This is a genomic window from Catenuloplanes indicus, assembly GCF_030813715.1.
GTDB classification, from domain to species: Bacteria; Actinomycetota; Actinomycetes; order Mycobacteriales; family Micromonosporaceae; genus Catenuloplanes; species Catenuloplanes indicus.
This window is the reverse complement of sequence record NZ_JAUSUZ010000001.1, coordinates 7,480,699-7,497,547: the sequence shown is the minus strand read 5'-3', so window position 1 is coordinate 7,497,547 and position 16,849 is coordinate 7,480,699. Positions and strand designations below refer to the sequence as shown.

4 protein-coding genes and 1 pseudogene are annotated in these 16,849 nt (G+C 71.2%); 3 read left to right on the top strand and 2 right to left on the bottom strand.

Features of this window, described 5'->3' with window-relative positions:
* Positions 1-93: 93 nt before the first annotated feature.
* The 3 genes and pseudogenes from istA (at position 94) to J2S42_RS33425 (ending at position 2,401) form a co-directional block, all read left to right on the top strand.
* Positions 94-1,707, top strand: a pseudogene (gene istA / locus J2S42_RS33435) (IS21 family transposase).
* Positions 1,628-2,119, top strand: a complete 492-nt coding sequence (locus J2S42_RS33430) for an ATP-binding protein (RefSeq protein ID WP_442320110.1) — start codon at positions 1,628-1,630, stop codon at positions 2,117-2,119. Before istA ends, J2S42_RS33430 begins: the two are co-directional and overlap by 80 nt.
* A gap of 33 nt (positions 2,120-2,152) precedes the next feature.
* Positions 2,153-2,401 carry a hypothetical protein gene (locus tag J2S42_RS33425; RefSeq protein ID WP_307245673.1) on the top strand — a complete coding sequence of 83 codons (249 nt, stop codon included), beginning with the start codon at positions 2,153-2,155 and terminating at the stop codon, positions 2,399-2,401.
* 63 nt (positions 2,402-2,464) lie between these two features.
* Here the strand turns inward: J2S42_RS33425 and J2S42_RS33420 are convergent, their stop codons facing one another.
* Complete coding sequence (locus tag J2S42_RS33420; protein WP_307245671.1) at positions 2,465-2,617, bottom strand: hypothetical protein; 153 nt, start codon at positions 2,615-2,617, stop codon at positions 2,465-2,467.
* Positions 2,618-2,654: 37 nt separating this feature from the next.
* On the bottom strand, positions 2,655-16,373 hold the full coding sequence (locus J2S42_RS33415) for a hypothetical protein (RefSeq protein ID WP_307245670.1): 13,719 nt from the start codon (positions 16,371-16,373) through the stop codon (positions 2,655-2,657).
* Between the last annotated feature and the right edge of the window lie 476 nt (positions 16,374-16,849).

Below are 16,849 nucleotides of genomic sequence, written 5' to 3'. Positions count from 1 at the left end.
GTGGACGCTTGATCGGGTGGATTCGATGTCCGCGAGTTTCAACACCACGGATGGTGGTGGGAGCATCGGCTGACCCGAGACGGAGGCCGGCCGATGCCGCGGATGTCGAAAATCGAGAAGTTCGCGGCGATCCGCCGTGATCTCGCTGCGGGAATGTCGGGCCGGGCAATCGAGGAGAAGTACCGGGTCGGCCGGCGCACGGTCAGCGCGGCCATGGCCTCGGCGTTGCCTCCGCCGCGCAAGGACATGCCGCCGCGGGGCTCGAAGCTGGATCCGTTCAAACCCGTGATCGATGAGCCTGCGGGCCGATCTCGACGCGCCCCGCAAGCAGCGGCACACGGTGAGGCGGATCTTCCACCGGCTCCTTGACGAGCACGGCATGGACAACGTCTCTTACCAGGTCCTGCGCACCTACGTCGCGGACCGCAAACCGAAGATTCGAGCGGAGGTCGGCCGCGTCCCGGTCAAAGTGTTCTTCCCGCAGACCCACCGCCCGGGCGCCGAGGCAGAGGTCGATTTCGGGGAAGTCGCGATCAACCTGCGCGGCGAGCAGGTGACCTGCACCTTGTTCTCGTTCCGGATGTCATTCTCCGGCAAAGCCGTCCACCGAATCTTCGCCTCCGGCGGGCAGGAAGCGTTCTTCGAAGGCCACGTCCACGCCCTGAAAACCCTCGGCGGGTGCCAACGGGCAAGGTCCGCTACGACAATCTGCGCGCGGCGGTCGCCAAGGTCCTCGGTTTCAGCCGGCAGCGGATCGAGACCCAACGCTGGACCGCGTTCCGTTCCCACTACGGCCTGGACGTCTTCTATTGCCGGCCCGGCATCGAGGGCGCGCACGAGAAGGGCGGCGTCGAGGGCGATATCGGCTGGTTCCGCCGAAATCACCTTGTCCCAGTGCCGCACGTCGACTCGTTTGAGCAGCTCAACGCCATGGTTGACGAGTGGGACACGCAGGACGACGGCCGGCGCATCGGCACCCGCGAACGCACCATCGGTGAGGACTTCGCGGTCGAGCAGCCGTTGCTGGTGCGGTTGCCGGACGACGATTTCGAGACTGGTATCTGGCTGACGCCCCGCGTCGACCGATTCAGCCAGGTCACCGTCCGCACGAACCGCTATTCAGTGCCGGTCCGGCCGGTCGGCCGGAAGGTCCGTGTTGAGCTGCACGCCTCACACCTGGTCGTCTATGACGGCCGGGACCAGGTGGCCCGGCACGAGCGGCTGATGGCCAAGGGCGGCTCGCGTCTCGACCTCGACCACTACCTGGAGGCACTGGTCCGCAAACCGGGGGCGCTGCCCGGCGCTACCGCGCTGGAACAGGCCCGCGCGGCCGGAAAGTTCACCCCGGTCCACGACGCCTGGTGGGCCGCCGCACGCAAAGCCCACGGCGACGCGGCCGGCACCCGCGCCCTGATCGAGGTGCTCCTGCTTCACCGCCCCACGCCCCACGAACACGTCGTCGCCGGGCTGGCCACCGCCGTCCGCGCCGGGGCACTGACCTCGGACGCGGTCGCGCTCGAGGCCCGCAAGTTCGCCGAGACCGACGACCGCCCGCCCACGACGACCAGCCGGCGCACCCTGCCGGCCAACGTGATCTCCCTGACCGAGCGACGGCTGACCCAGCTGCCTGCCGACACCCGGCCACTGCCGTCAGTCACCGCCTACGACCAACTCCTGCGACTCCGCGCGGAAGGAACCGGATCATGACCAGCCGCCATCGAGGACTGACCGAAGCCACCGCGTCCGCTACGTCCTGGCCACCAAACTCGTCAACGAACTCGTCGAGGCCGCCGACGAGAAGACGCTCGCCAAAACCATCGCCCGCTACGGCCGAGTCGACCTGCTCTGCATCGACGAGCTGGGATATATGGAACTCGACCGGCGCGGCGCCGAGCTGCTCTTCCAGGTGTTGACCGAGCGCGAGGAAAAGGCCTCCGTTGCGATCGCGTCCAACGAGGCCTTTTCGGGTTGGACGAAGACCTTCACCGACCCGCGACTCTGCGCCGCGATCGTCGACCGGCTCACCTTCGGCGGCAACATCATCGAGACCGGCACCGACTCCTACCGTCTCGCCCAAACTCGCGCCCGCACCGACAAGACCACCCGGACCCCGGCCTAACCACCCGCCGCCTGCGCTGCTGCGGAGAACCCGATGGATCCGGGCGAACTCGACGACGACCTGCTACCGACGATCCTCGGCATCTGCGAAGACTTCTTCGCCCACGCCGACCCAGCCGTTCACCGCGAACTCGACACCGTCCTCCGCGCCCGCCACATCAGCGGCGGCCCGGGCTGGCTGATCGACATGCTCGCGCTCACCCGGCTCCGCCTGCAAACCGCCAACGACCCTGAACAGCCCACGGCAGAGGACCAGAGTGCGGTCAAAACTCGCGGAGATTGATCTCCGGCCGAGCCGGTCAGGGGAGTCAAAACTCACGAACCTCTGGTGTCGTTTCTCGCGGGTCTAATCATTGAGGCCGTCGGCGTGCTGGGGCATCTGCTTCTGCACGTCCCGGAGGCGGCGGATCCACTGGGTGCGGCCGTCCCGCGGCAGGTACGTGCGGTGGCTGTAGATCATGTCCCGGGCCGTGCCCTGGAGGTCGGGCACGATGACCATGAGCTGCCACTACAGCTCATGGTCGTCGTCGGCTCGCTCAGCAATTCGACACCGCGTAGGTGACCGTGTCGATCAGCTCGGCGCGCATCCGCTCGAACTCGTCGCCGGTTCGCAGACCGTCCCTGATCGGGGTCAGCCGGCCGGTCCAGACCACCCGGTCGGACGGATCCAAACAGTCCTCGTAGGAGCCGTCGACGCCCCGGGTGATCTCGGCGATCCGATCGAAGATCGGCCTCAGTCGCGGGTGGGTCAGCGGATCCGCGTCCAGCAGGTCCTCGTCGTTCGGAAGTGCCAGCACGTCGATGACCACCTGCGTCATGGCGACGTTCGCCCGGTCCTTGCTGGTGACCGCCGTGGCCCGCAGCAGCGACATGACCTGGGAATCGGTCAGCGCTCCGGCTATCAGCATCTGGAACAGCAGGCCGTCCCACGGGAATCGGGCCAGCCGGTCACCGGTCACCCGCGCGAAGTCGTAGACGAACGTGGCCGGCACCCGCCGATCCTTGGCCCAGACGGGTTCGACGTCCAGGGTTCTCACCGCCGCGGGGCGTGGGCCGGTCTCCGGCAACGCACCGCCATAGCCACGGCCGATCTCCAGCGCGGCCCGGAACGCGGCCAGACGCGCATCATCCGGACTCGCCGCGATCAGCGTATCCAGCGCGGCGAAGACCCTTGGCTCGTGCAGCCGCTGCCAGTTCTTCCGGTGGTACGCCTCGGCCGGGTCCGGATCACGCGTCCGCAGCCACTCCGCCAGCGCCACCGGCAAGCCGGGCTCACCCCGCGACAACGATCCGGCCCTGTCGAACACCGCAGCGGTCAGGTCATCCGTGAGATCACCGACGGTGTCGCCGTGCACGTCCCGCAACCTCCACCTGTCCCGCGACCCGGCCAGCTCGACGGCCAGAGTCACCGCACGCACCTGGTCGAAGAGCTCCCGGCCCTGGCGGGTCGACCGCGCCCCCACCACCAGCGGCGCCGGCCCGATCCGGTCGTACCAGCGGACCGCCTCCGTCAACTCCCCGATCACCGCCACGGTCGCGTCCGGCGTCCCGGACAGGTCGACCGCGATCACCGGTCTACCGGCCCGTGCCGCGTGTGCCCGGACCGCGCCGAGAATGTTCCCCTGCCGCGCGGGCGACCACTCACCGAGCGACAGGAACGGCATCGGCGCCGGCCACCAGGCGCCCGGGAACACCCGCGTCCGCAACACCGCGTCCAGTGCCAGCAGAGGCTCGGCCGCCGCATGCGTCTCGTCCGGCACCAGCCGCGCGACCTGCCGGATCGCCTCACCCAGCCGCGACCGTACCCCCGGCTCGGACAGGTCGGTCAGCCGGTCGAGGTCGCGCATCGCCTCCGCCCACACCCGGCCCACGACCGGATCGGCCCGCACCAGTCCGGCCACCCGTGTCCGGGCCGTCCGCGCTACGACCAGCACATCATCCGGCAGGGCCGGGCCGGGCTGCAGAATCGTGTCGAGGGCCGGCCGGGGTACCGCCAGCACCGGGAAGGCCCGGACGACAGCGTCCAGGGCGGGTTCGGCGAGACCGAGGTGCCTCAGGAGCTGGGAGCCGAGATCCGCTGCGTCAGGATCGTCGGCGCCGACCTGGGTTGCCACCCAGTCCCGGCCGCCGAGGACGAGCAGATGCTCCGGCTGGGCCGTTCCGAGCAACCGATGCAGCGTATGCACCCGGGCCTCGGTGACGCCGGTGATGCCGTACGCCAGCGCGGCGACCCAACCGAGCGCCAGCACCCTGGCCCGATTCTCCGCACCGCTGCCGCCGGTGATGCGTTGGGTGAGGTCGCGCAGCCCGGACGCGACCCTGTCCCGCTCCGCCGGCGGCACGCCCGTGGCGTCGATCAGCGCGTCCATGACGTGGTACGCGGTGAATCCCCTGCCCGGCGCCGTCTCCTCGATGATCTCGACGTAGTCGAGGGCGTCGTTGGACATCCACGTGTACCGAGACCGGTCCTCGTCGGTGACCGCGTGGAAGGACTCCTCCGTCGGCGCGGCCGGCGGTGCGGCGGGAATCGGCTCCGGGCGGTGCACCCGGATCTGGCTCGATGGGAGCTGCTCCCCGGCGGCAGCGGCGTACAGGCCGGCCATGGTCTGCGCGGCCTGCCACAGGTACCACGGGGTGCCGGCGTGCGGCGTGCCGATGACGACCGCCGGATCGCCCGGGGCGATCACCGGTGTGGTGCCGAGATCACCGAACCAGATCCGGTCCCCGACCGCGACGATCTCGATCAGGTTCGGGACACCGTCCCGCAGATGCGCATCCTGCCGGTACTCACCCCGCGGGTTACGCGACACCCGGTAGTAGTCGACCCAGCGGCCCAGCGCACGACGGTGGTTACGGCCGTACCCGGTGAAATGGTTCGCGCTGTCCCCGGTGGGATCCACCGTCCGCCTGCCGACGGCGAACGCCTGTGAGTCGCCCAGCGCACCGGCCAACTCCACCGCGAGCGCCGCGGGGATCGGCCGGTCGGTGCTCAGTTCCACCAGCGCGTCGGCAGGCAGGCCGACGGGCAGGGCCGCGCGGAGCCGATCGGTGGACAGCCCGTCCGCCGGCAGGTGCACGACGACCAGCGGCTGGTCCTCCGACGCCCGCCGTCCCGCCCGGGACGGCGGTTGCATCTCGGCCGGGTAGATCAGCACACCGGCCGGTCCCAGCGACATCACCCGATGCCCGGGAGGTTCGGTCAGCCGGCCGACCGGGGTGTCCCGCCAGTCCCTGACCGATCCCGCGGCCTGCACGCGCCGCTCGACCAGGAACGCCGCCGCCTCGATCGGGTTCACCGAGTAGTAGGCCCCCTGCTCGGTGCTCGTCCGCGCCCAGTTCCGGTGCCCGGCCGACAGCCTCTCGCGCAGCCAGGATCCGGCGGCGGCGTCGGTGGCCGGTGGTGTCCTGAGCGGATCGAGCCCGGTGATCTCCCAATACTCTCCCTGACCATCGCGGGTGCGGACCTGGTTCTCGTCCTCCTCCCACAACGCCATCGCGTGCCGGCGATCGCCGGGAACCGCGGTGGCGCGCAGAGCCGCCTCGGTGCCGGGCTCGGTCAGCAGCCATTCCGACCGGTCAGTGCCGCCCGGGGTGAGGTGCACGGCCTGGAGGGCGGCGGCACGCTGCTCCGCGTGCACGGTCTCGTGGAGGATGGTCGACATCAGCTCGTCGACCGATGAGCCGCCGTTCAGCTTCATCAGCCATGCTCTGCTGTCGAACCCGCCCTCCTCTCTGGTGTTCGGGCTGGTCCATTCGATCCCGGTGTACTCCGGCAGTCCTGCTCCGGCCCGCACCAGGTCGACCACCGCCAGCCAGGCCTGTTTGGCCGCCTTCCGCCGGCTCTTCTCGGCAGCCGGATCCGACAGGGCGGCCAGCACCGCGTAGTTCCTCGTGACGTGTTCCCGTACCCGCTGGACCAGCTCCGGATCGGCCGTCCGGTAGTCACCGGCGTCGAAGATCCGGGACCGGCCGAACAACGACTCCCGGGCGTCCAGGAACATCTGCCGGTCCGTCGGAGCGCCGTCGACCACCGTGATCGTCCGGGCACCCGCGTCCACGGCCGCCGTCGCGCCCCTGCGCACGACCCACCCGGCCTCGGCCAGATCCGTCGCCAACCAGCCGAGATCAGCCCTGAGGCCCGCGGACCACCCGCCCTGGGACGGCAGACGCATCGCGGCCTCGAGGGTACGGCCGCCAGCCGGTGCCGCCGAGCCGCGCGGGCCGGCCGCATTGGCGCCGGTGAAGCCGGGGTCGAGGAGGGCACCGAAGGTACGGTCCGTGGCCGGGGCGGCCGAGCCGTGCTCGCTGGCCCTGATCCGGTGGTCGATCAGGTCGGCTTGGAGCAGTGCCTCGTTGTCATCACCGAGCAGCCGGATCGTCTGGCTCAACTGGGCGGGCAGCGCTGACAGGGTGAACGGCTGCAGCCGGTTCGTGCCCTCCGCCTGGGTCTCGATCATCCGGAAGTTGTGCTCGTCGACCCGGTAGACCAGCACCATATGTGCCTGTTCTACCGACCATACCGGAGTGATCGAGCCGATTTTGAGATGGCGCAGCCGCCTGGCGTCGGACGCCGGCTGGAACCGCCCGCCCATCCGTGCGCCCAGCCGGTCCAGGCTGTTCATCATTCCAGTGACCGCCTGGACCAGTTCGACGTCCAGCCACAGGAGGATCGACTCGGCCCGGTCGACACAGTCGGTGGCGGTCCCGTCCCAGGCCGGTGGGATGCTGGCAGCCGCGGACAGCACCCCCTCGGGCTGGAGCAGTGCGCGGAAACCGTCGTGCACGCCACCGCGCGCGATGTGCAGGGCTCGTCCGTTGCGCGGTCCGTACGCGGTCCGGAATCCGTCCTCGGACACCACGATGTCCGTGTCGAGCGCCACGCCCAGTAGCGTGAGCAGTTCGGGCATCGCGATACTGCCGTTCGACAGGTAGTCGTCCAGCAGCGTGGTCAACATGACGGTGCGGGTCGGCAGCGTGGTGGGATGGCCGTCCAGGTGAGCCTTCAACGCCCCGAGCACCGGGTCCGCATCCCCCTCGTCCTCCTCCTGCAGCGACCGGTGCAGGAGGTCGAGCAGGACCGGATCGGCAGTGTCCAGGCGGGTGGCGAGCTCGCGACGCAGGCGGACCCGTTCGCTCTGCACGAGACGTTCCCGGGCCGGGCCGTCCATGCCCGGGTCAGGCACGGCGAGCCGGAAGCTCGGGTGCAGGGCCAGCACCGCGCCGATCGGCAGCGCCTGGGCCACCAGCTCGCCGACGGTACGCCCGGGGAGGGTCTCGAACCGCGCACGATCGTGCCCGACCTTGTCGATCACGTATTGGATCATCGGGCCGGGCCACTGACTCTCGCCGGACCTCAGCTCCGTGGGCAGCGCGTCCTGGGTGACGGCCGAGCGGAACACGGACACCACCATCAGATCCGTCGTTTCGCTCTGCGCGACCTCACTCGCCCGCAGGTCGGCCCCGGGAGCAGCACGCGGAGCGAGGGTACCGGTGGCTGCCGCTATCCGCTGCCGGACCGCCATACGCTGCTGCCGTGCCGGCTCGTCGTGACCACGGAGGACCAGCTGATTCTCCAGGTCGCGTAGCACGTCGAGGCTGAGGTCCGCATCGAGCTGCGCGGTGATCCAGGTGACCGGGTTCCGGTCTCCGGACGCGACGACCGGTGGGCGCCGCGGTGTGGCGCCGGGTGCCGGGGACATGCCGAGTGCCGCGTACCAGTCGGTCCACCAGCGGGACGGCAACAGGCTCTGGTCCGGATCGGACCATGCAACCCGAGTCACCGAAGCGCGTTCCCGCAGCTCCTCGTGGCTCGTCCCGGGGTAGGACAGCAGATGCGCGGCGCGGGCCCGCTCGACGAAATCGTCCAGGAAGCGCGCCGGCAGCAGCGCCGTGAACTCGGCGGCGGGCAGTCCGTCATTCATCGCGGCCATCGCGAACGCCGGGTGCTCGAGGTGCAGGATCTCCGTGAGATCCTCCGGCCACGGCGCCGGCCGGCCCAGCGCCGCCGCCTCGTTGACGGACACACCGTACGGCAGGCCCTCGTGGTCGTCCCCCGGGTGCCACGGCGTGACCATGAACAGCGCGAGCGCCTGCCAGCGGTCAGCCCGGTCAGGAAACATCGCGGCCAGGAAGCGGTTCTCCCGCGCGGCCGGTAGATCGTGCATACGCCACCGGTCGCCGAGCGGAGCACCGGCCCGCGACGGCCGGTCGACGTCCATCCCCCCGCTCGGCTGGACGGACCGGGCTTCGGCGAGCGCGACCAGCCCGATCAGCGTCTTGAGGTGTACCTGGAGCACCGGCAGGTCCAGAACCGGGTCGAGGCCGGAGAAGGTGAGCACATCGTCCGCGCGGCTCGTCGCACGCTGCGCCCGTGACCGCACCCGGTCGGCGGCCGGGTCGGTCGTCAGGCGATCGAGCACGTCCCGGTACTCGTCGCCGACCGCCTGCAGGCCCTGCTCGGTGCTCTGGCCGGTGACCCGGACACCGACGGACATCGACTTGGGGAGAATCGTCGCTCCGAACCGCTCCAATGCGTCCAGCACGGTGCCCAGGTACTGCCAGAGGTTCGGCAGCTCGTTCAGGTCGCCCAGGTAGAGTGTCCAGATCTTGTCGTTCTTGGACACCGCACCGAACCCCCCGAGCCGCTGCGCGATCGCTTCGAGGCGGCGCGTGGGCGGTGCCGAGGTCCACGAGTTGCCGGTCCGGCGGAGCGGCAACTCGAACTCGAGGGACAGCTCCTGCAGCAGCCTCATCCTCGTCGGGCCCGGCCGGTCGGCGGTGTGCGGCACCGGGTGCAGCCCGTCCGCGACCCGCTGGCGCAGCCACTGCGTGAGGTCGTCCGCCGACCTCCTCGCGACGGGTTCGCCGAGTCGGGGTTCCGGCACCACGTAGGGCTCCGATTCGGGGGTCCCGTCGAGGAGCGGTCCGATGCCGGGCGGTGGCCGCACGTCCACCATGGCCGTGCCGTGCGGCATCGTGTCGTACGGTCGTGCCGGCGCCCAGCCGACGACCTGGAACAGGATCGCCGCCTGCAAGCGCGCCACCGGTTCGGAGATCAGCGGAAGCAGCCGCCGGAAATCCTCCTCGTGCCGCTGCTGCAGCGGGCCGGAGTCGTTGATGTACGCATCGGCCTGCGGGAACGCCCAGGTGTCGAGATCGGTGATCAGGCGGGGAGTGCGGGCCTCGGCGACGAACGCGCTGAAGATCGCAGCGGCGGCCTGGAGCTGGGCCGGGGTCACCGCGTCGAGGTGGAAGTCGACCCACCAGTCCGGCGTGACCTCCATGACGTGCCCCCGGACCTGGTGGTCGTTGAGGAAGTCCTGGACCGTCACCCACCCGGCTCGTTCCTCGTCCCCGGTGCCGACCGCCGGGGCCAGCAGACCCATCCGGCGGAGCACCGGCAGGCTGCCGTAGAAGAGCTGGGCCAGGCGGACGTACGCCCGTTCATCCCCGAAGCGGGTCGTCAGCCGGATCGTGGCGGAGGGCGTGCGGATCCGGCCGTCCCCGCCATACAGAATCCGCAGTAACCGGCCGATTGCCTCCCATCCACCGGCGGTCTCGGCAGGGGACGCGCGGACGCGCTGCCCTTCGACCGTGATATCCGGCGTTTCGGTGAACTCGTGCCACTGCACCTGCGTGAACCCGTTCGGCGCGGTCAGCAGCACGTCGACGCCATGCTCCACCGGCTGTCCGGGCAGCACCGGTACGTCCTGGTGCGAGAAGCTCCGGCCGCTGACTGCATCGCGCACCATGTCCGCCGCGTCGTGCGGGTGGTCCCGTACCAGTGCGGCCAGCGCCTCCTGGGTCAACCGCCCGTGTTGCAGACGGAGCCGGAGCATGAGCATCCGGGCATTCTGCGGCTCCATCGCCTGCAGCCTGCGCAGACTGTCGCGCCGGCCGTCCTCGAGCGCCTCGTCCGCCCACAGCAGCTCGGCCTCGGTCAGGTGCGCGTGCTCGCCGAGCCGGGTGACCCAGGCCTCGAACCCGCCGGTCAGCCAGCTCAGGGTGTCGCCGGATCCCTTGTCCTGGCCGAGCGGCATGAACCGCTCGGCCAGTGCGATCAGATCGAGCGACCGGCCGAGCTGTCCCGCCGCCGCGATCAGCAGGCGCGGGGATGCCCTGGTGTGCGCGAAAATTTTCCTGAGGCCGGCCGGGACATCACCGGTCGCACGGAGGATCCGCCACAGCGACTCGGTCACCACCGGCAGTGTTCCCGGGTCGGACGGATCCGGAGTCCTCGAGGTGGCCGTTCGGGTGCGCCGGCGGATGGCCTCGATGGCCCCGTCGGACATTCCCGCGATCGCACGCCGAACCGGGTTGAAGCGGGACGGGCTGTCATTACTCCGGCGCGCGAGAGCGGCCAGCACCTCGTCGTCGGCGGTGAGGACCGCGGGGTCGATGGACAGCATCGCGGTGAAGGCGAACAGCGCGTCGGGAGCCACGCCCAGACGGTCGGCGATCTCCGGCAGGTCGGTCGGAACACGGCCGATCCGGACGCTGTGCGACAGCACCCAGACCGAAGGCACCCGCAGTTGCGCGGCGAGGTCGGCTATCGAGTGACGGTCCAGCCCGAAGAGGGTTGCCAGCTCTTCGAGCAGTCTCCGCCAGCCCTGCAGCACCGCCGACGACGGGGTGGGATCGGACGGTGCCAGCGTCACCCCCATCCACATGGACAGCACCCGGTGCGCGTTCCAGTCGGGGGCATCGTGCCGTTGGTGCCAGTGATATCCGGACAGCGCAAGGCTCTCCAGCAGGACGGCCGGGCTGGCGCCGACCCGCGCAGCCACCGCGGTGATCCGCTCGACGATGGCGATGACGGCCGACTCGTCCTTCGGCGCTGGATCGTCCCCGAACACGGCCGCCAGAAGCGCCGGGTCGATCTCCCAGCCAACCGCCAGCTCGGCGAACGAGCTGGGCGACACGCCGGCGGACCGGGCGAGCCGCGGCAGCTCGACGGGGAGCCGATGGATCTTGATGGCGAGGTCGCGCAGCCGGTCGGGTAACTGCTCGGTCTCCCCCATCAGTGCATGGAGCTGCTGAGGGTTCAACCACGGGCGTACCCGAAGGTCTTCCTCGAGTTCCTTCAGGGCGATCCGGGGCAGCTTGCCCGACCACCTGGAGCGGAACCAGGCGACGGCGAGCCGGCCCACACCGTCACTGTCGAGTGCCTCCCGGCCGACGGCCGGGGGCGCGCTGCCGAGAATGCTGACGATGTCCACGTCGGTGAGGTGATCCGGGGTGCGGTTGACGGGATGTTCCGCCTTGGCGAGCCGGTACGCCGAGGCCAGCGCCACCAGCCGGTCCGCCACGGTCGTGATCATGTTCTCGACCTCCGCCGGAACCTGCGCCACGCGGAGTACCGTGGCGGCGTTCGCGGCGAGCGCCTCCGCGTACTCCACGTCCCAGCGGATCATTGCGCTCTGCAGGGCCCAGGTGGCGTGGCTGCGGCCCGAAGCGGGTGGCTCGTATGCTGCCGCGAACGCGGCGATCGCCTGGGGGCGCTGTGTTACCGCGTCGTACAGCCGGGCCGTGACTTCCCGGGGGACCGACGCCTGACGCGTGACGATCAGCGTGGTAAGTGGATCGAACACTCGCCGCCAGTTCTGCTGGCGGCGCAGTTCGCCGTCCCGGTCGTAGCCGAGCGCCGGGCTCTCGGACGGCGGGACCTCGAGGGGCCGGCTCAGCGGTTCGAGATCATCCACGAACCCGGTCTTGAACAGGCTGGATGCCCAGACTCCGATCTTCTCCAGCAGTGGCCGGAGCGGCCCGGACCCGAGCGAGGACTGCAGCGCGATTCTGACCGCCGATTGAAGGAGATCGTGCAGCTCCGACATGTCGTCGAACAGGTCGACGTACCGCTCGCGGGTCAGGCGCGGGACGTCGACCAGCAGCTCGATCAGGTGCGCGGTGTCGAACCAATCGCCGCCCGTGCCGTGCATCCACCGGAACGCCTGGCGGAACACCCAGGGCAGCCGCATCTTGTCGTCGAGCACGGGCGAGATGCGGTCCGCCGTCCCCGTCAGGGCCGCGGCCAGCTCATCGGGCCGGATCTCCGGGTCGGCGATCAGGGTTGCGAACGGCATCAGGTGTGCGGGGTCCACGCCGCCCGCGGTCCGCGTCGCGGTCTCGAGCACCTTCATCGTGTCCAGCCCGTGCTGGAGCCCGATTCGGCCCAGCTCAGGGACGACGCCGGCCTTCAGTGTCAGCTCGGTCAGCGCGGGCAGGGCACTCTGCGGCAGACCGGCCCGGGTCGCCGCCAGCACGATCTTCAGCGGATCTGCCCACGACACGCTCATCAGCCGGTCGATCGTCTCCTCGGTCACGCCCAGCCGGTCGATCCACGAGGATCGTTCCGCGGCACCGATTCCATAGCCATCCGGCGGTGGCACGGGTCCGGCCAGCGTCCGCACGTGGTCGGCGACCAGCGCCAGCGGCACGTCGCCGAAGAACTCGGGCAGCAGGAACTCCACGTGCCGCGACGGCAGCAGCGCGGCCAGGGCGCTGGGCGGGGCACCGAGCCGCCCGATAACACCCACGACGTTGCGGACCATCGTCAGGTCCGTCCCCGGCCGCCCGGCGCCGGCCGGAATCGGATCGAGCAGCCCGTCGGTACGCATCGACGCGCCGATCTCGTCCGTGATCCGCTCGGCCCGGCGCTGATACTGCCGCACCAGCGCGTCCCGAATCGCCCGCTCGCGGCCGATTGCCGTCTCATCGGACTCCGCAGCAGCCGTCGGCCAGGCCTGCCACGGGCCGGGCTGCCCGGCATGCCACTCGCGCCATTCGCGCCGCTCGCCCACCCGCTCCTCATAGACGTCCGGTTCCGGTCCTCCGTACGGGCTGCCGAGCCGGGACACGGCCGCCCACACCCGAGCCGCGATCCCGGCCAGATGCTCCGGTTTCACCCCCAGATGGCTGGCGAGCGCGGTCAGTTCCGCCCGGCCGCGCAGCCGGAGTACGGACGCGCCGAGATCCGTCCCGGAACGCATCCGCATCCGCATCCGCGCCGTGTCCATCGCGGTGGCGAGGTCGGCGTCGCGCAGCGCGACCAGCAGCTCCGGTGCCACCTGCTCGGCGGCGAAGGACAGCAGCGCCGGCAGGTCGGTCTCGTCCAGATCCAGCCGGTCGGCTACCTCGGTCAGCCCGACGATGTCCGACACGGTCCGCACACCCGCAGGCCGCAGCCGGTCGAGCAGGTCGAGCGGACGCGTACCGCCGGTCACCGCGAGCGCACGCAGGTGCGGTCCGAACACCGCCAGCGGCCGCGGCTTGACCCCGAGGCGGGCAGCCAGCATCAGGAACGGGCCGGGAACGGCCAAGCCGATCCGGCTCGCGATGCCGGCGATGTCGTCCGGGACCTGATCGATCACCTCGATCCACCGGGTCAGCGCGTCCGCACCGAGGTCCTCGTGGCCGGGCACACGTCGCAGCGCCTCCAGCCGAGCCGGAGTGAACCCGATCGACGCGTCGTTCTGCAACCGCACCCAACGGTCCGGGTCGGCGCCCGGTGGCACGGGCGCGGGCCGGGCCTCGGAGTAGTCGGGCGGGTCGGCCGGAACGGACGGGCGCGGGACGAGCACCCGCATGGCGGTGACCACGTCGAGCAATATCTCGATCGCGCCCCGGAACACCTGCCGCCGACCGTCGATCACGACACCGAGGTCGCCGCGGGACACCGCCCGGTACTGACCACCGATCCGGAGCAGAACGAACGGCACACCGACCCGGAGCCCGACCAACGGCTGCGGCTCGTTCTCGGCGAGCCGATCCCGGACGACCCGCCGGACGTCCTGCTCACGGCCTGGGCCGATCCGCTGTAGCACTGCCGGGTCGATCCCACCGAGGACCGCCCGGCCGTCGGACCACATCTCGGCGTCCAGCCGGACCGTCTCACCCCCCGCGTCCGGCCGCACGTCCGAACCGGTCAGCAACGCGGGCGGGTCCTTCATCAGGACCCGCTCCCACACGCCGATCGGGCCGACGCGCAGCGGCGCACCGAGACCCTCGATCAACACGCCGATCTCGAGTCGGCCGCCGTAGCCCACGTCCCGGGTGGACACGGACTCCGGCCGGTACGTACCGGAGCGCCGAGCGCGCACCGTTATCGAAACGTCACTAAGTGTTTCCGGTACCCCGGTCTCGTCGTCCTGGTCCGGCACGATCCGCAGGCCGTCGCCGAGCAGCGCGGCCATGTCCACGAACAGCACGTCCGTGTGAAGCAGCGCGGCGAGCTCGACGCCGCCGATGCTGTCCGTCGTCGTCCAGCCCGCCCAGGCCACGTCGCCGGGGGTCAGCGTCCGTGCGAGCTGCTCGGTCACGGCGTCGGTGAGCACGTCGCGGCCGTCCGTTCCGGGCTCGGCCGCGATCGGCCGCAATTCGATGGTCTCGACACCTCTCCGGGTGAGCTCGCCGGACGGGATCCCGGTCGCGGGCGCCCGGCCGGACGGGGCCAGCGGCACGTACCGCTCTTCGCCCGCCACGACGGCGGCCCGGACGAAGACCTCGGGATCGCCGAACTCCCCCGTGCGCTCCACCCTGCCGTCCGCGTGCAGCACGTGCACGTCCACTTCCGACGGCAGGCCCTCGTCCTCCGGCGGGTCCGGTCGGCCGGCCGCGGCGATGATGACGGCGCGGTCCTTCGACGCCTGCGGTGGACCGACCGGTTGCAGGCCGACCAGTGCCTCGCGCGGAACCGAGTCGCTCCGGCCGGCCGCGGGCTGCGCCGGCTGCCGCATCATGCCCGGTGCCCTGCGGCGCACGCCGGGGTCGAGGAGCGCATCAGCCGTCCGGTCCGGCTCCGGGGCGGCCGGGCCGGACGCGATCGACCGAGTGCGCAGGTCCGCCTGGAGCAGCCCGCCGTTCCGGTCACCGAGCAGCCGGACCAGGCCGCGCAGCGGCTCAGGGAGCAGGCCGCGCAGCGGCTCAGGGAGCAGGCCGCGCAGCGGCTCAGGGAGCAGGCCGCGCAGCGGCTCAGGGAGCAGGCCGCTCTCACCGAGCGTGAACGGCTGCAGCCGTTCCGCGCCGTTCGCCTGCGTCTCGACCATCGTGAAGTGGGTCGCGTCGTGCCGGTACACCAGGACCATGTGCGCCCGCTCGACGGCCCACACCGGGGTGACCGCGCCGATCGCCAGGTCGGTCAGCCGGGTTGCGGTGGAGGGCGGGTAGAAGTCGCCGCCGAAGCGCACGGCCAGCCGATCCCAGGAGCGAAGGCCGTCGTGCACCGCACCGGCCAGCCGATCCCAGGAGCGAAGGCCGTCGTGCACCGTACCGGCCAGCGGGATTCCCAGCTCGCGCAGCAGAGTCTCGACCCGGTCGACACAGTCCGGGTCGGTGCGGTCCCACGGGGCGAGGCGCTGCGCGGCGTCGCGCAGCCGGCCGTCGCCGACCGGGTCGGGCATGAAGGCGACGGACGTGCCCGGTGCCGCCGCCTGGGTCAGCAGGTGCGCGGGTGCCGGCTTCAGCTCGGGTCCCGGAGTCCGAATGGTCTCGCCGTCGGACAGCAGCCAGGTCAGCCGGTCACCGGCCGGACCGAAGGTGCGGATCAGGGCGGCTGAGCCGGGCGCGGACAAGAGCGCGCCGGCCAGGTCGTCCGGAGCCGGCGCACCACTGCCGAACCGGTCCCAGACCTCGCCGATGGCCGGCGGTGCCAGCCGCGCCGGGTCCAGGTCGTCCGCGGCGCCGGTCAGCACCATGCCCACCGCCAGCGGGTACGCCGCCGAGGGCTGAAAGGCCAGTTCACGTACCCGCTGGATCGGGGTCTTGGTGGTGTCCGTGGCGAGCCGGGCGGCCTGCCGGAGCAGCTCGCGGGCGGCGATGCCGGCGGGCGGCAGTAAGCCGATCGCCACCGCGGTGCCGTCGGTCTCCACGCCGTCCGGGCCGAGCGGGACGGCGGAGGCGGGCATCCGGTTGCCGGGCAGCACCGGCAGCCGCGCCTCCACGCCGGACTGCGTGACCAGGCCCGACCAGGCCGCCGGGTCGATATCCTCGCCCAGGACCGGCATGAGCACCAGCTCATGCCGGTCCAGCAGGCTCAGCGTGTGGCCCAGCGCCCCCCGCATGGTCTCGCTGGCCAGCGCGGCCTCCGGAACGATGATCACGCCACGACCGGCCGGGCGGGGCGTGAGCTCCGCCAGCATCATCGCCTTCAGGTCGACGGTGGCCGGCGACTGCCCGGGGTGGTAATACGAGCCCCCGCCGGACAGCGGAAACAGCATGCCGTGGCGGCAGAAGATGTCGAGCAGGGACGAGCTGGCCACAAAAGGCTCCTAGCGAAAGATCTATTGATTCTCTGACGTAGCGGGCACCCGCCCGGTTCACTCCCCTTGTCGGGTTACGGGCCGATGGTGACGGTGCCGGCGTCAGGGTCGGCTGCGGCCGAACGGCGAGCGGACCCCCTGCCCACCGAACGAGCTGGACGCGCTGCCGGGCCTCGCCGTCGGCGGGCTCAGCGACGGGGAGGCCCGGATTCTGCTGACGGGCCGCAGCCCGTTCGACGAGAAGGTCCGGGACCGGTTGATCGCCGAGGCACACGGCAACCCCTGGCGCTGCTCGAGCTTTCGCCCGCTGACGGCTTCGGGCTGCCGGACCCGAGATTCGGTGCCGTCCCGCATCGAGCAGGCCTCCCAGGCCCGGCCGACCGGCCTCCCGCGCAGGCCCCCTGCTGCAGACGGCCGCCAGTGTCGATCCGACCGGCGACGCCGAGCTACTCTGGGTGACCGCTCGCCGGGTTGAG

What these genes read in the sequence shown, in the direction of transcription:
- J2S42_RS33425 (WP_307245673.1), top strand. Translation starts at nt 2,153, where the DNA reads ATGGATCCGGGCGAACTCGACGACGACCTGCTACCGACGATCCTCGGC.
- J2S42_RS33420 (WP_307245671.1), bottom strand. Translation starts at nt 2,617, where the DNA reads ATGGTCATCGTGCCCGACCTCCAGGGCACGGCCCGGGACATGATCTAC.